A 20,264-nucleotide genomic window follows, 5' to 3' on the forward strand; every position below is an offset into this window, starting at 1 on the left:
AATTTTCTCTAAGCCTTTAGTCCGTTGCAGATCCGGCAAGAGGCAGAATAGCGAAGTGAGGCGAAAATTCACCGTTGACTTCGGTGAAGTACCCCGCTAGATAGAGAGAGTTCCCTGACACCGTTAAGGAATAAGCACCATCAGAAAGGGAAGAGCCCAAATCCAGCAGGGTATTGTCGCTGTCAAAGGCGGCTAGATAACTGCGCGGCTTTCCGTTAACAGTGTCAAAGTCTCCACCAGCATAGAGGGTTCCGTTGTTTTCTGTAAGGACAAAGACTGGACCATTGATATCGGGATTCGAATCAGCCAGGCTGCCATCGGTGTTAATGGCTGCTATATAATTACGAGAGATTCCTCCGATGCTGGAGAACCGGCCACCGATATAAATGGTGTTGTTATGAATTATGGATGTATAGATCCACTGGTCTGCATCAAGTGTCCAATCGAGCAGGCTGCCGTCGGTATTGATGGCAGCTAAATTCTCTCGTGGCTGCTCATTAACACTACTAAATTTCCCCCCCAAAATAACGGTATCTCCGCTAATGGCAATGGTTCTGACAACGCTACTAAAAATGCTACTCACATCGCTACTTACATCTGGGTTCCAGGTAAGCAGGCTGCCATCGGTAGTACTAATTGCTGCTGCGTTATTGCGGGTTTGTTCGTTAAAATTGGAAAAATAACCACCTACGTACAAAGTATTCTCAGCTAATGTGAGTGCATATACGGTGCCTTTTTCTTCTGGCCCCATGTTAATGTCCCAGTCACAGCTAAGTAGTGTGTCGCTGGTATCTATGGCTGCTAATGCGTGGCACTCTTCACCATTGATAGACTCGAAGTTTCCCCCCGCATATACGGTATTACCGTCCACTGCGAGTGCCTTGACATTTCCGTCTGCACTTGGGCTCCAGGGGAGCAGTTGGCCTTCACTGTCAATAGCTGCTAGGCGATTGCGTGCATACCCCTGAACGCTGGTGAAGTCGCCGCCTGCATATACCGTATCGTCACTGACCGCAAGTGCCGTGACGCCTGCCGTGGGGCCGCCGTGGGTCGCCGGGCTCCAGTCGAGCAGGTTGCCGTCGGTATCGATGGCCGCTAGGCTATTGCGTTCTTGCCCGTCTATGCTGGTGAATTTTCCACCCACATAGACGGTATCGCCGACCACTGTGATTGCGTAAACATCAAAATTGGGGTTTGGGCTCCAGTCGAGCAGATTGCCGCTGCTATCAAACGCGGCCAAGTAGTTGCGAGTTTCTCCGTTTATAGAGACGAATGGAGAGTCCCAACCTATAAAAATGGTATCCTCGGCCACTGCAATGGAGCATTGCGTTGTACAATAAAATGCGCCAATACCCGGATTCCAATCGAGCAGGTTACCGTTGGTATCGACGGCGGCGACGCCATTGTGTGTTTGTTCGTTGATCTTTTTGAAATTTCCGGTCACGTAAATGGTGTCGCCAGACACAGCGAGGTCGTGTACTTGACGGTCAAAATCCAGACTCCAGTCGTGTAGGCTACCGTCGGTATTGATAGCGGCTAGAGCATCGTGCGTTTCCCCGTCTATGTTGCTGAAATCACCTCCTACATAGATGGTGCCGTCTGCTATTGCGATGGCGTTAACGTTGGAGTTGGCAGCAGGGCGCCATTCGAGCAGGTTGCCGTCGGCATCAATAGCGGCCAGGTTGATGCGTGGCTGCCCGTTAACTTTGTCAAAATCTCCGCCGATATATACGGTATCGTCCAGTACGGCAAGGGCGTTAATGTTACCGTCAATGGTCGGGTTCCAATCACCCAAGGTGCCATCGGCGCGGATATAGGCCAGGTTGTTGCGGGCTTCTCCGCCGACGGTTGTGAACTCGCCGCCGATATAGAAGCCCCCCTTGTTATCGCCTGCAACCGCGGTTACCGGCCCGTTGACCAGCGGAAAGGCTCCTGCGTACCCACTGGTTGTACTAAAGGGAACACCGTGGCCACTAAGCACGCCGAAATAGGTGAAGTATCCTCCCAGGTAGACAGTGCCGTCGGTACCTGTGGCCATGGCGTTAATCCTATCATTTGGCACCAGTCGATCCGGCCGCGCGCCGGCTTCATTGGAAACGGCGCGGCTGGTTTCGACAACGGATTCCACCTGGAACCAGTAGTTCTGGCCGTTAGTAAGTCCGGTGACTGTATAGGGGGATTCGGCGCCTGCCACCATGGTTCCGCCCGGGCAGCTTGCGTAGTTTTCGATATCGCAGCCGGGTGCGGTGGAATAAAACAGGTTGTAGCTGTCCGCCCCGGTGTCTTCCCAGGTCAGTGTCACCGATTCGGTGTCGGCCTTGGCCTGGAGCACCGTGGCGACTGCGGTCGGGGGCGGTGTGCCGCCACTGCTGCTGGAGCTGCTGCCCGCTCCGCTATTACTCCCGCCACCGCCGCCTCCACCGCCGCCACAGGCGGTCAAAAGAGTGGACAGTAAAATTGCTGGAAGCTTACCGGCCAGACTTCCAAGTCTCTGACGGGCATTTTGGTTGGCTGTCATCATGAGTATTCCTTTTTAACTGACTGTGTAGAGATCCTTCGATAGTGCCGCTGTACCGATACCATTTTGATGGGTTGGTATCTGGTCTTTCGTGGAATTGTTTTAATTATTTGCTCTGGTGATTAATCGTGTTTACAGCTGATCTTTGATTGCAGTTTTACTACAGAGGCGTGGAGTGATCAGTTATATTTCTAGAGTCGATATTGGTGTCAATCGCCTAATTAACCCCCCGTCACACTGGCGACTGTTGAAAGACAATTTTAACTAAATGGAAAATATTTCATCTACTGAGACAACATAAATGGTTGAACTGGTTCTCAGTTTGCACTGAAAAGGTGTAATCATTTGGATAAAAAAGGCCGGCATTAAGCCGGCCTTTTTGTTGTTGCTTTGTCTGAAATTAATAGTTTTCAGCAGTCTTATCAGCTGTCGATTTTCTCTAAGCCTTTAGTCCGCTGCAGATTCGGCAAGAGGCAGAATAGCCAAGTGAGGCGAAAATTCACCGTTGACTTCGGTGAAGTATCCCCCTAGATAGAGAGAATTTCCAGACACCGTTAAGGAGTCAACACCACCAGAAAGGGAATGGCTCCAATCCAGCAGGGTATTGTCACTGTCAAAGGCGGCTAGATAACTGCGCAGTTCTCCATTGACAGTTTCAAAGTTTCCGCCTACATAGAGGATTCCGTTGTTTGCTAAAAGGGTATAGACCTTTCCATCGATATCGGGACTCCAATCAAGCAGGCTACTATCGGCGCTGATGGCTGCTAAGTGATTACGAGAGATCCCTCCGACGCTGGAGAACCTGCCGCCGATATAGATGGTATTGTCACTAATTGCGGACGTGTAAATGGATCCGTCTGTATCAAGTATCCAATCGAGCAGGCTGCCGTCGGTATGGATGGCAGCAAAATATTTGCGTGGCAGCTCATTAACACTACTAAATCTCCCTCCCAAAATAACGGTATCTCCGCTAACGGCAATAGTGTAGACAGGGGCATTCACATTTGGAGTCCAGTTGAGCAGGCTGCCATCAGTAGCACTAATCGCTGCCACGTTATTGCGGGTGTTTTCGTTAAAATTGGAAAAATAGCCACCTACGTACAAAGTATCACCAGCTAATGTGAGAACCTCTACGCTACGTATATTTACTGGGCTATTGCTAATGTCCCAGTCACAGCTAAGTAGTGTGTCACTGGTATCTATGGCCGCTAATGCGTGGCACTCTTCATTATTGATAGACTGGAAGTATCCCCCCGCATATACGGTATTACCGTCCACTGCGAGTGCCTGGACATTTGCGTCTGCACTTGGACTCCAGGGGAGCAGTTGGCCTTCACCGTCAACTGCTGCCAAGTAATTGCGTACCTGCCCCTGAACGCTGGAGAGGTCGCCGCCTGCATATACCGTATCGCCACTGACAGCAAGTGCCTTGACGCCGCCATGGGCCGCCGGGCTCCAGTCGAGCAGGTTGCCGTCGGTATCGAAGGCAGCCAGATTATTGCGTTCTTGCCCCTCTATGCTGGTGAATTCTCCACCCACATAGACGGTATCGCCGACCACTGTGATTGCGTTAACCGCTTCATTGGGTTCTGGGTTCCAGTCGAGCAGATCGCCGTTGCTATCAAACGCGGCCAAGTAGTTGCGAGTTTCTCCGTTTATAGTGACGAGTGAGTATTCCCAACCTACAAAAATGGTATCGCCGGCCACTGCAATGGTACATTGCCATGAACAAAATTGGTCAAAATCCGGATTCCAATCGAGCAGGTTACCGTTGGTATCGACGGCGGCGAGGCCATTGCGTGTTTGTTCGTTGATCTTATCGAAATCTCCGACCACGTAAATAGTGTCGCCAGACACAGCGATGTCGTGTACTTCTCTATAGTTAAAATTCAGAGTCCAGTCGTACAGGCTACTGTCGGTATTGATGGCGGCTAGAAAGAAATCACTTCCCACATAGATGGTGCCGTCTGCTACTGCGATGGCGTTAACGTTGGAGCTGGCAGCGGGGCTCCATTCGAGCAGGTTGCCGTCGGCATCAACAGCGGCCAGGTTACTGCGTGGCTGCCCGTTAACTTCGTCAAAATCTCCGCCGATATATACGGTATCGCCCAGTACAGCGAGGGCGTTAATATCACCGTCAATGGTCGGGTTCCAATCACCCAGTGTGCCATCGGCGCGGATATAGGCCAGATTGTTGCGAGCCTCTCCGCCGACGGTTGTGAACTCGCCGCCGATATAGAAGCCCCCCTTGTTATCGCCTGCAACCGCGGTTACCGGCCCGTTGACCAGCGGAAAGGCTCCTGCGTACCCACTGGTTGTACTAAAGGGAACACCGTGGCCACTGAGCACGCCGAAATAGGTGAAGTATCCTCCCAGGTAGACAGTGCCGTCGGCGCCTGTGGCCATGGCCTTCACCCCACTGTTCGGCACTAGTCGATCCGGTCGTGCGCCGGCTTCATTGGAAACGGCGTTGCTCTCATCTAAGATGGATTCCACTTGGAACCAGTAGTTCTGGCCGTTTGTGAGGTCGGTGACGGTATAGGGGGATTCGGCGCCTGCCACCATGGTTCCGCCCGGGCAGCTTGCGTAGTTTTCGATATCGCAGCCAGGTGCGGTGGAATAAAACAGGTTGTAGCTGTCCGCCCCGGTGTCTTCCCAGGTCAGTGTCACCGATTCGGTGTCGGCCTTGGCCTGGAGCACCGTGGCGACTGCGGTCGGGGGCGGTGTGCCGCCACTGCTGCTGGAGCTGCTGCCCGCTCCGCTATTACTCCCGCCACCGCCGCCTCCACCGCCGCCACAGGCGGTCAAAAGAGTGGACAGTAAAATTGCTGGAAGCTTACCGGCCAGACTTCCAAGTCTCTGACGGGCATTTTGGTTGGCTGTCATCATGAGTATTCCTTTTTAACTGACTGTGTAGAGATCCTTCGATAGTGCCGCTGTACCGATACCATTTTGATGGGTTGGTATCTGGTCTTTCGTGGAATTGTTTTAATTATTTGCTCTGGTGATTAATCGTGTTTACAGCTGATCTTTGATTGCAGTTTTACTACAGAGGCGTGGAGTGATCAGTTATATTTCTAGAGTCGATATTGGTGTCAATCGCCTAATTAACCCCCCGTCACACTGGCGACTGTTGAAAGACAATTTTAACTAAATGGAAAATATTTCATCTACTGAGACAACATAAATGGTTGAACTGGTTCTCAGTTTGCACTGAAAAGGTGTAATCATTTGGATAAAAAAGGCCGGCATTAAGCCGGCCTTTTTGTTGTTGCTTTGTCTGAAATTAATAATTTTCAGCAGTCTTATCAGCTGTCGATTTTCTCTAAGCCTTTAGTCCGTTGCAGATTCGGCAAGAGGCAGAATGGCCAAATTAGGCGAAAGTTCACCGTTGACTTCGGTGAAGGACCCCGCTAGATAGAGAGAATTTCCAGACACCGTTAAAGAAGTGGCGGCATCGGAAAGAGCGTGGCTCCAACCCAGTAAGTTCCTGTCTTTGTCAAAGGCGGCTAGATAACTGCGTGGCTCTCCGTTGACAGTGTCAAAGTCTCCACTAGCATAGAGGGTTCCGTTGTTTTCTGTAAGGACAAAGACTGGACCATTGATGTCGGGATGCGAATCAGTCAGACTGCCATCGGTGTTAATGGCTGCTATATAATTACGAGAGATTCCTCCGAGGTTGGAGAACCGGCCACCGATATAAATGGTGTTGTTATTAATTGTGGATGTATAGATCCACTGGTCTGCATCAAGTGTCCAGTCGAGCAGGCTGCCGTCGGTATGGACGGCGGCAAAAGATTCGCGTGGCTGCCCATTAACACTACTAAATTTCCCCGCCAAAATAACGGCATCTCCGCTAATGGCAATGGTTCTGACAACGCTGCTCATAATGCTACTCACATCGCTACTCACATCTGGATTCCAGGTGAGCAGGCTGCCATCGGTAGTACTAATCGCTGCCACGTTATTGCGGGTTTGTTCGTTAAAATTGGAAAAATAGCCACCTACGTACAAAGTATTCTCAGCTAATGTGAGCGCATATACGGCGCCTTTTTCTTCTGGCCCCCTGTTAATGTCCCAGTCACAGCTAAGTAGTGTGTCACTGGTATCTATGGCGGCTAATGTGTGGCACTCTTCACCATTGATAGACTCGAAGTCTCCCCCCACATATACGGTATTACCGTCCACTGCGAGTGCCCTGACATAAGGGTCTGCACTTGGGCTCCAGGGGAGCAGTTGGCCTTCACTGTCAATAGCTGCTAGGCGATTGCGTGCATACCCCTGAATGCTGGTGAAGTCGCCGCCTGCATATACCGTATCGCCACTGACCGCAAGTGCCTTGACGCCTGCCGTGGGGCCGCCGTGGGCCGCCGGGCTCCAGTCGAGCAGGTTGCCGTCGGTATCGAAGGCCGCTAGGCTATTGCGTTCTTGCCCGTCTATGCTGGTGAATGTTCCACCCACATAGACGGTATCGCCGACCACTGTGATTGCGTAAACATCAAAATTGGGGTTTGGGTTCCAGTCGAGCAGATTGCCGCTGCTATCAAACGCGGCCAAGTAGTTGCGAGTTTCTCCGTTTATAGAGACGAATGGGGAGTCCCAACCTATAAAAATGGTATCCTCGGCCACTGCAATGGTGCATTGCGTTGTACAATAAAATAAGCCAATATCCGGATTCCAGTCGAGCAGGTTACCGTTGGTATCGACGGCGGCGACGCCAGTGTGTGTTTGTTCGTTGATCTTTTTGAATTCTCCGGTCACGTAAATGGTGTCGCCAGACACAGCGAGGTCGTGTACTTGACGGTCAAAATCCAGACTCCAGTCGTGTAGGCTACCGTCGGTATTGATAGCGGCTAGAGCATCGTGCGTTTCTCCGTCTATGTTGCTGAAATCACCTCCTACATAGATGGTGCCGTCTGCTATTGCGATGGCGTTAACGTTGGAGTTGGCAGCAGGGCTCCATTCGAGCAGGTTGCCGTCGGTATCAATAGCGGCTAGGTTGTTGCGTGGTTCCCCTTCAACATAGCTAAAGTCCCCACCGATATATACGGTATCGTCCAGTACGGCAAGGGCGTTAATGTCACCGTTAATGGTCGGGTTCCATTCACCCAGTGTGCCATCGGCGCGGATATAGGCCAGGTTGTTGCGGGCCTCTCCGCCGACGGTTGTGAACTCGCCGCCGATATAGAAGCCCCCCTTGTTATCACCTGCAACGGCGGTTACCGGCCCGTTGACCAGCGGAAAGGCTCCTGCGTACCCACTGGTTGTACTAAAGGGAACACCGTGGCCACTGAGCACGCCGAAATAGGTGAAGAGTCCCCCCAGGTAGACAGTGCCGTCGGCGCCTGTGGCCATGGCCTCCACCCAATGGTTCGGCACCAGCCGATCCGGCCGTGCGCCGGCTTCATTGGAAACGGCGTTGCTCTCATCTAAGATGGATTCCACTTGGAACCAGTAGTTCTGGCCGTTTGTGAGGTCGGTGACGGTATAGGGGGATTCGGCGCCTGCCACCATGGTTCCGCCCGGGCAGCTTGCGTAGTTTTCGATATCGCAGCCAGGTGCGGTGGAATAAAACAGGTTGTAGCTGTCCGCCCCGGTGTCTTCCCAGGTCAGTGTCACCGATTCGGCGTCGGCCTTGGCCTGGAGTACCGTGGCAACCGCGGTCGGGGGTGGGGGGGCGATGCTGCTGTCTCCCCCGCCGCCACCGCCGCCGCCCCCACAGGCGGTCAAAAGAGTGGACAGTAAAATTGCAGGAAGCTTACCGGCCAGACTTCCAAGTCTCTGACGGGTATTTTGGTTGGCTGTCATCATTAGTATTCCTTTTTAACTGACTGTATAGAGATCCTTCGATAGTGCCGCTGTACCGATACGATTGTGGTGGTTTGGTATTCGGTATTTTTTTAAGGCCACTTGATATGCCTCTGCTAACAGCTCGCCCTACTCATTTACATCGCGTTTTGCGTCTGGGCAGCTGGTTATTGATGCAGGGTTTTATTATTCAGAGGTAGGGGATCAGTGATTTATTTGGCCTCGATATTGGTACCAATACCTCAATTCCCTGGCCCTTTCCCTGTCACACCGGTGACTGTTAGACGACAATTTTAACTGAATAGAATATTGCATCTACCGAAGCGGCATAAATGGTTGAACTGGTTCTCAGTTTGTTGCGGGAAAGTTGTGATCACAAAAGCTGCGGCATATTTGGCAATATTCAACCTTTTCTGAAGAAATATGCGAAGATGCGCGGTTCGTCCCGCAACTGAGGAAAAATCTGTGAGTCAGGATCAAAACGCCCCTCTGAGAGAAGACGTCCGCCTGCTCGGTGAAGAGCTCGGCGCGGTATTGCGGGAGCAGGCTGGCGAGGCGTTATTCGATACAGTTGAAACTATCCGTCAGGTCGCGGTAGAGAGCCGTGGTCAGGGTGAGATGCCAGTAAAGCGCTTGCGCCAACTTTTAAGGCCGCTGGACGATGAAACACTGTTGGAGGTGGCGCGGGCTTTTAGTCAGTTTTTAAATTTGGCCAATATTGCCGAGCAGCGCCACCGCGAGCGGTTGCACCGGCACCACCAGCGCTACCCGGGCGATCCGGATACCGATCGCAGTTTGCGCCAGGTACTGGCGGAGTTGAGAAACGCCGGGATCGGTCGGGAAAAAATCCGTTCGGTGCTGGAGAATTTATCCGTGGAACTGGTGCTCACCGCACATCCCACCGAAGTTACCCGCCGCACACTGATCCGCAAATACGACCGGATCGCCGACCTGCTGGCCGATCTGGACCGGCCGGATCGCACAGAAGAGGAAAAGGACAGGCTGCGCCGCCTCCTGCGCGAACAAATTCTTTCCGCCTGGAGTACCGACGAAATCCGCCGCGAGCGCCCCACACCTGTGGACGAGGCGAAATGGGGTTTTGCGACGATTGAGCAATCCCTGTGGCAGGCACTGCCGCGAGTGATGCGCGGAATAGACGCGGAATTAAAACGGGAGGGGCTGGAATCACTGCCGGCGGACTGGGTTCCAATTCGCTTTGCATCCTGGATGGGGGGTGACCGCGACGGCAACCCCAATGTCACCGCCGCCGTTACCCGCAAAGTGTTGCTGCTCGCCCGCTGGATGGCCGCGGACCTCTACCTGCGCGATGTGGAAAACCTGCTCGCGGATTTGTCCATGCACAAGGCCAGTGACGAACTGCTCGCATATACCGGTCCCAGCCACGAGCCCTATCGGCTGGTATTGCGCCGGGTGCGCAACCGCCTGCGTAATACCCGCGCGCGTATGGAGGCTTTGGTGAATGGGGCTCCGGAGCCGCAGGGGGAGGGCTACACCAGTGGGCAGCAGCTATTGGATGAGTTGAACCGGATCGACCGCTCGCTGCGCGAAGTGGGGCTTGCGGCCATTGCCGACGGTCAGCTCAAGGACACACTGCGCCGCCTTAACTGCTTTGGTATTACCCTGTTGCGCCTGGATATCCGCCAGGAGTCCACCCGCCACAGCGAGGCCCTGGATGCTATCACCCGCTACCTGGCACTGGGCAGCTACGCGGAGTGGGACGAAAAGAAAAAGCAGCAGTTTCTCCTTGCAGAGCTGGAGAGCCGCCGCCCACTGGTGGACGAAGGCTTCTACCGCAGCGACTTGTGCAGCGAAGAGGTGCGGGAGGTGCTGGACACCTGTCGAGTGATCGCTGAGCAGGGGCCGGAGGGGCTGGGCGCCTATGTGATTTCCATGGCGAGAAGGCCTTCCGATGTGCTGGCGGTAATGCTGTTGCAGAAGATCGCAGGTGTTACTCGGCCCATGCGCGTGGTGCCACTGTTCGAGACTCTGGACGATCTCAACAATGCCGCCGATACCATGGGCGCACTGTTGGAGATCCCTTTCTACAAAGCGCGCGTGCGCGCCGGGCAGGAGGTGATGATCGGCTATTCGGATTCGGCCAAGGACGCGGGTTTTCTCGGTGCGGCCTGGGCTCAGTTCCGCGCCCAGGAAAAGCTCACGGAGATTTTTCGGGTTCAGAAGGTTCCACTGACATTGTTCCACGGCCGCGGAGGCTCCATTTCCCGTGGCGGTTCGCCCACCCGGATGGCTCTGTTGTCGCAGCCGCCCGGTGCTGTGGCCGGGCGCATTCGCGTTACCGAGCAGGGTGAAATGATTCGCTTCAAATACGGTCGCCCCGCAGTGGCGGCCTACAACCTGGAGCAGTATGTGGCCGCTACCCTTGAGGCGACGCTGGTGCCGCCGGCGGCGCCGCGTCCGGAGTGGCGTGCGGAAATGGAGCGCTTGGCGCAAGTGTCTGTGGCCGATTACCGTAAAGTGGTGCGCGATGATCCGGCGTTGGTTGCTTACCTGCGCACAGTGACCCCGGAAACCGAGCTCAGCCGTCTGGCGCTGGGTAGCCGCCCTGCGCGGCGCAAGCCCGGCGGTGGCGTGGAAACGCTGCGCGCGATTCCCTGGGTTTTCGCCTGGACACAGATCCGCCTGATGCTGCCGGCTTGGTTGGGCACCGGGGCAGCACTCGACCGGGCGCTGTCAGTCCGCGAAGAAACCGAAGTGGTGCGGGAAATGAATGCGCACTGGCCCTTCTTTCAAGGCTTGGTGGACATGTTGGAGATGGTGCTGGCCAAGACGGACATTCGGGTCGCCTCCTGGTACGAGGAGCGGCTGACGGATGACGAGGAACTGCTGCGCCTCGGCACCACCCTGCGCAAGCAGTTGGCGCATACCGTGGATGCACTCCGCTGCCTCACCGGCCGCGACAGCCTGTTGGACAATAACCCGGTGATGCGTTGGTCCATCCGCGTGCGCGATCCTTACACAGATCCGCTGCATCTGCTGCAGGCGGAGTTGATGGCCCGTCTGCGCGAGCGGGAGTCGGCGCCGCTGCTGGAGAGCGCCCTGATGGTAACCATCGCCGGTATCGCCGCCGGGATGCGCAATACCGGGTGACGCCTCTGGTGCAGCCAACAAAAAAGGCCGACTCTCACGAGTCGGCCTTTCTTTTATATGGTGCCCAGGAGAAGACTTGAACTTCCACGACCGTAAGGCCACTAGCACCTGAAGCTAGCGCGTCTACCAATTCCGCCACCTGGGCAATCGGCGTCGTGTGCCGTTGCGGGGGCGCACTATAGCCATTTTCCAGGGCGAGTCAATGCCCTCTGGGCCGCGCCGCTGCAGACAATAAAAAAGGCCGACTCTCGCGAGTCGGCCTCTGTCTGAATATGGTGCCCAGGAGAAGACTTGAACTTCCACGGCCGTAAGGCCACTAGCACCTGAAGCTAGCGCGTCTACCAATTCCGCCACCTGGGCAATTCGACGGCATCCGCCGTTGAGGACGCGCACTATAGTGATCTGCGCAGCCGGTGTCAACGGCCAAGGTGCGCTTTTTTCAACTTTTTACCTGCCGGTCGGGAAATGCGGCGAAATCGCTTATACTGCGTACACGGCGGCTTTGCCTGAACCGGTAATCACTGGTGCCAGTCGCCGGTCCATACTGTCGGAGTGCCTCGGACAGCTGCCGGGGAAGCTTCCGGCCGCAACAGGTACTCCGGAATGCCGCAGAAAAATACGCGGCCACTTCGAATAACGGATGCTGTTTTGACGCAAAAGAAAACTTCAGATCACCACCTCGCCAGTGCTCCCGCCGATCCCTACGCGGAGCGTGAGGCGGAAAAATACGAAAAACCTGTTCCCAGCCGAGAATTTTTGCTGCAACTCCTGGAGCGGCAACCGGAGCCGGTGTCCTGGGAGAAGGTGGCGGATCTACTCGATATCCGCGACGCCGACCGCCGTGAAGGGGTGCGTCGGCGCCTGATCGCCATGTCCCGGGACGGCCAGATTGCCAGTAACCGCTCTGGTGACTTCGGCGTGCTGGACAAAATGAGCCTGATTCGCGGCCGGGTTATCGGCCACCGCGATGGCTTTGGCTTTGTTGCGCCGCGGGATGGTGGCGACGACTTATATCTTTCTCACCGGCAGATGCGCAAGGTCTTCGACGGTGACGAAGTGCTGGTGCGCGAGACCCCCGGCGGCTTCCGCGGCAAGCGCGAGGCGGCGGTGGTGCGGGTCATCAAGCACAATACTCAGCAGTTGGCCGGGCGTCTCTATCGCGAGAATGGTATTTGTTTCGTGCGCCCGGATAACCCGCGCATCAACCTCGATGTCATGGTTGCCGAGGAACACACTGCAGGTGCCGGCCACGGTCAGTATGTGGTGGTAAAGATTGTCACCCAGCCGGGCCGTGACAAGGTGCCGCAAGGCGAGGTCATCGAGGTACTCGGCGACCATTTGGCGCCGGGTATGGAAATAGACGTAGCAATTCGCAACTACGATATCCCTCACGTTTGGCCGGCGGCGGTGCTGAGCGAAGTGGAGGCTATTCCCGATGAGGTGGTCGAGGGCGATAAGAGCGGGCGGGTAGATCTGCGCCAGCTGCCGCTGGTGACGATTGACGGCGAGGACGCGCGGGACTTTGATGACGCTGTCTACTGCGAAGCGTTACCGGATGGTGGCTGGAAACTGCTGGTGGCCATTGCCGACGTGTCTCACTATGTGCGTCCGGGCACACCCCTGGACGAGGAGGCCCACAACCGCGGTAACTCCGTTTATTTCCCGGACTTCGTTGTGCCGATGCTGCCGGAGAAGCTGTCCAACGGCCTCTGCTCCCTCAATCCCGAGGTGGATCGCCTGTGTATGGTGTGTGAAATGCACATTGACCGCGATGGTGAGATCCGCGACTACCGCTTCTTCGAAGGTGTGATGCGCAGTCATGCACGGCTTACTTATACCCAGGTGGGGCAGATAATTGCGGAGCGCGGCCTCCGCGGTTCCGGTCTGCGCAAACAGTTCGCGGCGTTAACTCCGCACCTGGACAATCTGCACGACCTCTACAAGGCCCTGCGCTCCGCCCGCGACCGCCGCGGTGCCATCGACTTCGAGACCACTGAGACGCGCATTATTTTTGATGCCAACCGCAAAATAGAGCGCATAGTGCCGGTTGTGCGCAATGACGCGCACAAGCTCATCGAAGAGTGCATGCTCGCCGCCAATGTGTGCGCGGCCAGGCTGATGGAGCTGGCGGAAGTGCCAGCCCTCTACCGGGTACACGACGCGCCCAAGGAGGAGAAGCTCAGCAATCTGCGTGAATATTTGGGTGAGCTGGGCCTGCGCTTACCCGGCGGGGCCGAGCCTCAGCCGATGGACTTTCAGCTGCTGCTGGAGCAAGTGGCGGGGCGCGCCGATGCACATATTATCCAGATGATGCTACTGCGCTCTATGAATCAAGCCGTTTACCAGCCGGAGAATCGCGGCCACTTCGGGCTCGACTATCCCGCTTACGCCCATTTCACCTCGCCGATCCGCCGCTATCCGGACTTGCTGTTGCACCGCGCGCTGCGCTGGTTGATTCGCAATGGCGACGCCAATGAGCGCGCGGTGGCTAAAAAAGTGTATTCGGTGCCCGGCGCCAAGGTTATTCCTCGGGAAAAAATCCTGCCCTACGATATGCCGGCCATGGTATTGCTGGGCGAGCACTGCTCCATGACCGAGCGCCGTGCCGACGATGCCACCCGCGATGTGGTCAGCTGGCTCAAGTGTGAGTATTTGCAGGACCGCGTTGGCGAGGTCTACACCGGGGTGATTAGTGCCGTCACGGGTTTCGGTCTCTTTGTCGAACTGGCCGACCTCTACGTGGAGGGCCTGGTGCATGTGACAGCCCTGCCGAAAGACTATTACCGCTTTGAGCAGGCCCATCAGCGTCTGGTTGGCGAGCGTAGTGGCAGGCGTTATCACCTGGGGGATTCCGTGCGGGTTCAGGTGGCGCGGGTGGATTTGGATGAGCGCAAGGTGGATTTCACCCTTGAAGAGCTGATGCCACGGGAGCAGGTCAAGGTCAGCGCCCGCGCAATGGAAATGGCGCTGGAGCACCAGCGGGAAAGAGATAGGCGAGGCAAGTCCTCGGCGGCTAAGAAAAGTGGCCCCGGTGGCAGGGGCACAGCCAGCCCCTGGGCCGGGCGCGCCGAGCTTCCGCCCGCTGCTGCCCCCATCCGCAAGCGCAAGGTCGGCACCACCGAGGCGGTACCGGTGGAAACCCGGTTGACGGAAAATGCAGCTGGAAGTGAAGAGGAAATACCGGCGAAAAAGCGCCGACGCCCCAAACGCACGCCACCGCGCAAAGGGGGTAAGCGCCCGGCGGTCGCAGCGCGCAAGGCGGCGCAACGGGCGGCCAAAGCCAATGGGAAAACCATCAAGGCTAAAAAAAAGAAAAAGTCCTCTATCAAGCGCAAAAAGAAAAAGTAGACTCACTGTCAGCCGGGCCGGCGGGCTTATCTCACTCCGAGCACAGAATGGCCGGGAACACCGCGAGTTCCCGATATTCTCACAGCGGGTGAGAGCACAGGCGAGCGCGGTCCGAATATTCAAATCAGCAAGCAATACCCATGTCCACAGAAATCGTTTATGGCCTGCACGCCGTTCAGGCCCTATTGAAAAGTGCTCCCCAACAGGTCCACGAGCTGCTGCTTCTTCGCGGTCGCAAGGATCAGCGTCTGAAAAAAATTCTCGGGCAAGCGGAGAAAAACCATATCGCCGTGCGCTTTGCCGACCGCCGCACTTTGGACGAAAAAGTCGGTGGCGATGGCAATCACCAGGGGGTTGTTGCTGTTTGTGAGGCGCAGACCAAAGTTTTCGACGAACGCTTTTTGGAGGAATTGCTGCAACAGCTGGAGGTGAAGGGAGAAGCGCCCTTCCTGTTAGTCCTCGACGGCGTCACCGATCCTCACAATATCGGCGCCTGCCTTCGCTCCGCCGAGGCCGCCGGTGTCCACGCGGTAATTGCGCCCAAGGACAAATCCGCCGGCTTGACACCCACGGCGCGAAAGGTCGCCTGCGGCGCCGCCGAAGTGCTGCCATTTGTCAGCGTCACCAATCTCGCGCGCACCCTGCAGATGTTGCAGCGGGCCGGGGTGTGGATATTTGGCGCCGCCGGTGAGGCCGAGCAGGATATCTATCAAAGTCAACTCACCGGTCCGCTGGCGCTGGTGATGGGGGCCGAGGGCACCGGCCTGCGCCGCCTGACCCGGGAACACTGCGATCATCTCATTAAAATTCCCATGGCGGGCGAGGTGAGCAGTTTGAATGTTTCCGTCGCCACGGGCGTCTGTCTCTTCGAAGCGGTCCGGCAGCGCGCCGGCTGATACACTGATTTCTTCCCAGTTTGGAAATGCTTTCGCGCATTTCCGCCGGCGCAGCGGCGCAATGGAGTGTCGTCCGGGCGCCGTGTTTATCTCTTCAGACAGCAAAATAATTAAAACTTCCCGGGTATCTTTTCTCTGCGTGCCGCTCGTGCGCAAAAACTTTGCTGCGCAGCGCGTATTCCCTCCTCTGAGACACCTGCACTGCTAAATTTCTTGCGCGATTGTAGTGCGCGGGAACTTCTCGAATTTTTCAACCGTGTAAAAGTGGTGATCGAGTGCGCAGTGCACGTCAGATATTTATCTGGCGCCCTGTGCCTTTTACGCCGATGGGAGCAGTGCATTGAGTATTTGGCTGGCGCGTATTTTCGAACGGTGTCGGTCGCCAGAGGAGCGATTTGTCGCGCTGGTGTCCCCCCATATACGCCGAATGTACCGCATGGCATTCCGCTGGACGATGAACGCGGCGGAAGCGGAAGACTTGGTGCAGGACGTATTAATCAGTCTGTTGCCGAAAGTTGCGCAGATCGAAAAAGTCGAGCGTCTGGGGCCCTGGCTGATCAAAGTACTGTACCGGCGTTTCGTGGATCTGTACCGCAGCCGCCAGGCGTCGCCAATCGATGAAACCGTTTGCGTGGAAGGCGATGAATTTTTTGCGCCGACAGATTGCGACAATTACCGGCGGCTGGAACTGCGCCGTGCGCTGAACCGCGCTTTGCGATCCCTGGATGGCCCTTGGCGCGACATCGTGTTGTTGCACGATGTAGAAGGTTATTCCGCCATAGAAGTTGCGGACATTCTGGAGATCAATATCGGTACGGTGAAGTCCCGTTTGCACCGCGCGCGTAAAAAATTAAAAAAAATACTCGCGGAGGAAACATTTTCGGTTTCCCATGCGTGTCAGGAGGCAGAGAGGTGAGCGAAATGGAAAACAGGGTCGCCTCGGAGACAGAGCAGGACCGCGAATTATTGCGGTTGTTGCGGACTATCGAGGTGCCGGAACCCGGCGATGATTTCGAAGCCCGCATGCTGCAAAAGGTGATTTTTCGGGCGCGCGCGGATAGGGCACGGAAAATACCGATCCGCCCGTCTTTCCCGCACTTGGGGTGGCTGCCGCTCAGTGCTGCGCTCTTGTGTGCTGTATTCATTAGCTCTGCGCTCTATTGGGCCGGAAGAGGCCTGGAGCCGGCGACCCAGTTGCAGGAAGCCGTTGCTCTGCGGCCCGTGCACATACTGTTGCAGAGCCCGAGGGATATGCCCGGAGCAACGATTCGGGTGACGCTTCCAGACAACGTTGGCTTGGATGGCTATGAGCGCGTGAGGACTTTGCAGTGGCGGGCGGATATTTCCGCTGGTGAAAACCGGCTTTCTTTGCCAGTGAGAATCGGCGCTAGCGGCGAAGTGGGCGAAATCCGGGTGGAGGTCGAATACCGGGGCGCGCGCAAGTCGTTGCATTTGCCGGTCGCAACAGGCGCTGTCACCAGAACCTGATCACAAGATCTGTCAGTCCAGAGAGGTAGGGAAGATGTTGAGGAAAAAATTGCTGATTGCAGGTGTGTTTTTCGGTACCTGCTGTTCTCTTCCGGCAATGTCCCAGGAGGTGCCGGAGGCGGGTGGAGAACTGGATGTCACGCTGACGGTGATCGAGGACAGCGAGGATGTTCAGGACCTGATCAACAATATCGAGTTGCCACCGCAGGCGGAAGCCATCGCCGAGGAGACCATGGCGGCGGTGATGGAAGCGCTCAAAGCGGCGGAGACGGTCGGTGAAAAAAGCGATGCCGAGCGGGAGGCAATGATCCGCGAGGCGCTGGCCCGCAGCCAGGAACTGATTGCCAATGCTTCGGCGTCGGCGGATATCGCCAACGAGGAGGCTCTGAGGGCGGCGGAAGCGACCCGTGAAATTATCGAAGAAGCGGTAAAAAGTGCGCTTTCCGGTGCTGAGCTGGATGGCCTGATCGATCAGATGATGCAGGATATTATCGACAGCCTGCCAGACGATATCAAAAGTGAACTACCTGAAGATTTGGATGAAATGCTCGACGAAGTCCGGAACCGCTTGAGGGAACAATCAGAGGAGTAGCGGCGATGGATGCAGGGGCCGGGTGTGCGCGGCCCCTATTTTTTCGTGTAGAAAATCTCTGACTAATTCGCTTCCTGGCAAAAAATACTGCGCGCCAGACGGAAAACACAGTTGGTGGGATGGGTATTGTGAACCCATCGAATACAAGGAGGTATTTGAGGGTTTTCAACCTGTCTACCCTTCCGCCCGAGCGTCTTGAATCAGCTACCGCGTACACGCGAATGCATCGGATTTTTTATAGGGAAATACAAAGAGGGAATTGGCGTGCGCAAACGGCTTATCGGAATCGTGCTGGCAGGTGCGGCTCTGGCCGCGGCCCCGGGGTTATGGGCACAGGAAAAGTGGAGGCAGGGTGTCTCCGCCTTCAAGGGCGGGGATTACCGTCGCGCCCTGGGGCTGTTCGAGCGGGAGCTGCAATCGGGCAATGAAAGCGCCAAGCTCAAATACAATATTGGCGTCACGCTAATGAAATTGGGGCGTTATCGCGAAGCCGGTATTTATTTTCAGATGCTGCTGAGCGACCCCGAGTGGCGCGATATCGCCCGTTTCAATCTCGCCCTGGCAGCAGAGCGGCAAAACCTGAAGATGATCGCTGCCAAACACTACCGGAAAGTGAGTGGATCGGCCGGCTCGCAGAAATTGCGCAGACTCGCCGCAGGCCGCCTCAATGCGCTCGCTGCCGACGGCAGGGAAGTGGCCGCGCCGCGGCGTTGGTTGGGGACCGCGAGTCTTTCCGCCGGCTATGACGACAATGCCTATGCCTTGCAAAACGCGTTATTGGGGGATTCATCCGCGAGTGCAGACAGTTTCACCGAGCTGTTTGTCTGGGGGCAATACCAGTTGAGTGGCGCCGGGGCGGATGGCTGGCGCTTGCACGGGTACGGTTTTGGTCGGCGCTATAGCGAGTTCGACAGCCTCAACCTGGCGAGCGCCAGCGTGGCGCTGTCCCGCGATCGCCGGTGGCTGGGTTGGCAGGTCGAGGCGGGCGCGGCGGCGGAGGTGGTTTACCTTGGGAGTGAACAGGTGACAAGGCAGGCACAGTTTACAGCCCGGCTGCAGCGGGAGTTTGGCCAGACCAGCCTCTCCTTCTCCTATATCCCCAGCTACTACACGGGCGGAGACGGCTACAGTTACCTGGATGGCTGGCGACAGCGCTTCGAAGCCGCATGGCAGTATCCGTTGTTCTCCATGGCGGCGCGCACCTACTACCGCTACGATGCGAATGACCGCGAAGACCTGCTGCGGGACCAGGGGGACTTCTATAGTTACTCCCCGGTGCGGCATTCGTTTGGGGGTGTCCTGGAGTGGAGGCCGGTACCCGCCTGGAGCCTGTCGGCTGGGGTGGAGTACCGGCGCAGTACCTACGATGGCAGCAACCGAGTAACGGACCCCGATGGGAACCTGTTGAGTTACCGGCGGGAGTCTGAGCGGATCAAATCCTGGTTCGCCACCAGGTTCAGATTCACTCCCTCTTTCAGCCTGAGCGGCAAGCTGGTAGTGATCGACAACGAAGAAAACCGGGAGCTCTATACCTACGACAAGAGCGAGGCCACCCTGGGGATCAGCTACATCTTCTGATGCCGGGAGCAAGAGGTGCCCGGCCTCTGCCTCCCCGGCCCGATTGATCAACTTGCAACCAATCCGCCAAGCCCATAGAATACGCCGCCCGCAACAGGCCTTGCGCCCGTTGTACTCCTTGCCTCACCGGGTTGTCCGGGAGGCTGTCTAAACCGTAAGGAGCGAAAATGCGTCATTACGAAATTGTATTCCTGGTCCACCCGGATCAGAGCGAGCAGGTGCCCGGCATGGTGGAGCGTTACACCGCTGCCATCAAAGACAGCGGTGGCCAGGTTCACCGTCTGGAAGACTGGGGGCGTCGCCGCCTGGCTTACCCGATCAACAAGATCCACAAAGCGCACTACGTTCTGATGAACGTCGAGTGTTCGGAAGAAGCGCTGGAAGAACTGACCACCAACTTCCGTTACAACGACGCGGTTATCCGCAACCTGGTGATTCGCGAAGACGAAGCCATCACCGAAGAAAGCCCGATCATGAAGGCGGAGAAAGAGAGTCGCGAGCGCAAAGCTGCCCGCGCGGAGCGCTCTGAGCGTCGCGAGCGCAGCGAAAGCGGACAGAGCGAGAACGCCGCTGCCTCCGAGGAAGCGGAAGGCGAAGCTTCCGATACCGCCAGCAACGAAGAGTAAGGGGATTATCAGATGGCACGTTTTTTCCGTCGTCGCAAGTTCTGCCGTTTCACCGCTGAAGGCGTCAAGCGGATCGACTACAAGGATCTCGATACCCTGAAGGCTTACATCTCCGAAACCGGCAAGATCGTTCCGAGCCGTATCACCGGCACCAAAGCCAAGTATCAGCGCCAGCTGGCCACCGCGGTCAAGCGCGCCCGCTACCTGGCCCTGCTGCCGTACACGGACAGTCACGAAGCCTGAGCACTGAGCTCCGGCTTTTAGTGCTTGGACGTTTGATA

Annotated in this window: 12 protein-coding genes and 2 tRNA genes; 9 read left to right on the forward strand and 5 right to left on the reverse strand. The window is 56.3% G+C overall.

Features of this window, described 5'->3' with window-relative positions; genetic code table 11:
- Nucleotides 1-16: 16 nt before the first annotated feature.
- The 3 genes from A3224_RS01355 to A3224_RS01365 form a co-directional block, all read right to left on the reverse strand.
- A complete protein-coding gene (locus tag A3224_RS01355) occupies nucleotides 17-2,521 on the reverse strand; it encodes a PQQ-binding-like beta-propeller repeat protein (protein WP_067150477.1) in 2,505 nt (834 codons plus the stop codon).
- A 444-nt stretch (nucleotides 2,522-2,965) separates the two neighbouring features.
- Nucleotides 2,966-5,407 (reverse strand): outer membrane protein assembly factor BamB family protein, encoded by a 2,442-nt coding sequence (locus A3224_RS01360; RefSeq protein ID WP_067150480.1) that lies wholly within the window; start codon nucleotides 5,405-5,407, stop codon nucleotides 2,966-2,968.
- 444 nt (nucleotides 5,408-5,851) lie between these two features.
- The gene (locus A3224_RS01365) at nucleotides 5,852-8,329 is read right to left on the reverse strand and encodes a PQQ-binding-like beta-propeller repeat protein (RefSeq protein ID WP_067150483.1); all 2,478 of its coding nucleotides are present in this window, start codon (nucleotides 8,327-8,329) and stop codon (nucleotides 5,852-5,854) included.
- Nucleotides 8,330-8,791: 462 nt separating this feature from the next.
- On the opposite strand from A3224_RS01365, the gene ppc reads away from it, so the two are divergent.
- Entirely contained in the window at nucleotides 8,792-11,455 is a 2,664-nt protein-coding gene (ppc, locus tag A3224_RS01370) for a phosphoenolpyruvate carboxylase (RefSeq protein ID WP_067150486.1), read from the forward strand.
- Nucleotides 11,456-11,513: 58 nt separating this feature from the next.
- Here the strand turns inward: ppc and A3224_RS01375 are convergent.
- Together A3224_RS01375 and A3224_RS01380 are read right to left on the reverse strand one after the other, a co-directional pair.
- Nucleotides 11,514-11,600: transfer RNA gene (locus A3224_RS01375), tRNA-Leu, on the reverse strand.
- 128 nt (nucleotides 11,601-11,728) lie between these two features.
- Nucleotides 11,729-11,815: transfer RNA gene (locus A3224_RS01380), tRNA-Leu, on the reverse strand.
- Nucleotides 11,816-12,103: 288 nt separating this feature from the next.
- Between A3224_RS01380 and rnr the strand changes: the two genes are divergently transcribed.
- The 8 genes from rnr (at nucleotide 12,104) to rpsR (ending at nucleotide 20,226) form a co-directional block, all read left to right on the forward strand.
- Nucleotides 12,104-14,803, forward strand: coding sequence for a ribonuclease R (rnr, locus tag A3224_RS01385; RefSeq protein WP_067150489.1), 2,700 nt, complete (start codon nucleotides 12,104-12,106; stop codon nucleotides 14,801-14,803).
- Between the two features lie 140 nt (nucleotides 14,804-14,943).
- Nucleotides 14,944-15,699 (forward strand): 23S rRNA (guanosine(2251)-2'-O)-methyltransferase RlmB, encoded by a 756-nt coding sequence (rlmB, locus tag A3224_RS01390; RefSeq protein WP_067150492.1) that lies wholly within the window; start codon nucleotides 14,944-14,946, stop codon nucleotides 15,697-15,699.
- Nucleotides 15,700-16,039: 340 nt separating this feature from the next.
- Nucleotides 16,040-16,615, forward strand: coding sequence for an RNA polymerase sigma factor (locus tag A3224_RS01395; protein ID WP_139223180.1), 576 nt, complete (start codon nucleotides 16,040-16,042; stop codon nucleotides 16,613-16,615).
- A gap of 5 nt (nucleotides 16,616-16,620) precedes the next feature.
- Complete coding sequence (locus tag A3224_RS01400; RefSeq protein WP_139223181.1) at nucleotides 16,621-17,187, forward strand: hypothetical protein; 567 nt, start codon at nucleotides 16,621-16,623, stop codon at nucleotides 17,185-17,187.
- Between the two features lie 34 nt (nucleotides 17,188-17,221).
- Nucleotides 17,222-17,779, forward strand: coding sequence for a hypothetical protein (locus A3224_RS01405; protein ID WP_067150500.1), 558 nt, complete (start codon nucleotides 17,222-17,224; stop codon nucleotides 17,777-17,779).
- 264 nt (nucleotides 17,780-18,043) lie between these two features.
- Nucleotides 18,044-19,357 (forward strand): TonB-dependent receptor, encoded by a 1,314-nt coding sequence (locus A3224_RS01410; RefSeq protein ID WP_067150503.1) that lies wholly within the window; start codon nucleotides 18,044-18,046, stop codon nucleotides 19,355-19,357.
- Nucleotides 19,358-19,524: 167 nt separating this feature from the next.
- Nucleotides 19,525-19,983, forward strand: coding sequence for a 30S ribosomal protein S6 (rpsF, locus tag A3224_RS01415; protein ID WP_067150506.1), 459 nt, complete (start codon nucleotides 19,525-19,527; stop codon nucleotides 19,981-19,983).
- A 12-nt stretch (nucleotides 19,984-19,995) separates the two neighbouring features.
- A complete protein-coding gene (gene rpsR / locus A3224_RS01420) occupies nucleotides 19,996-20,226 on the forward strand; it encodes a 30S ribosomal protein S18 (protein ID WP_020411626.1) in 231 nt (76 codons plus the stop codon).
- Nucleotides 20,227-20,264: the final 38 nt, after the last annotated feature.

Source organism: Microbulbifer thermotolerans (assembly GCF_001617625.1).
GTDB lineage: Bacteria > Pseudomonadota > Gammaproteobacteria > Pseudomonadales > Cellvibrionaceae > Microbulbifer > Microbulbifer thermotolerans.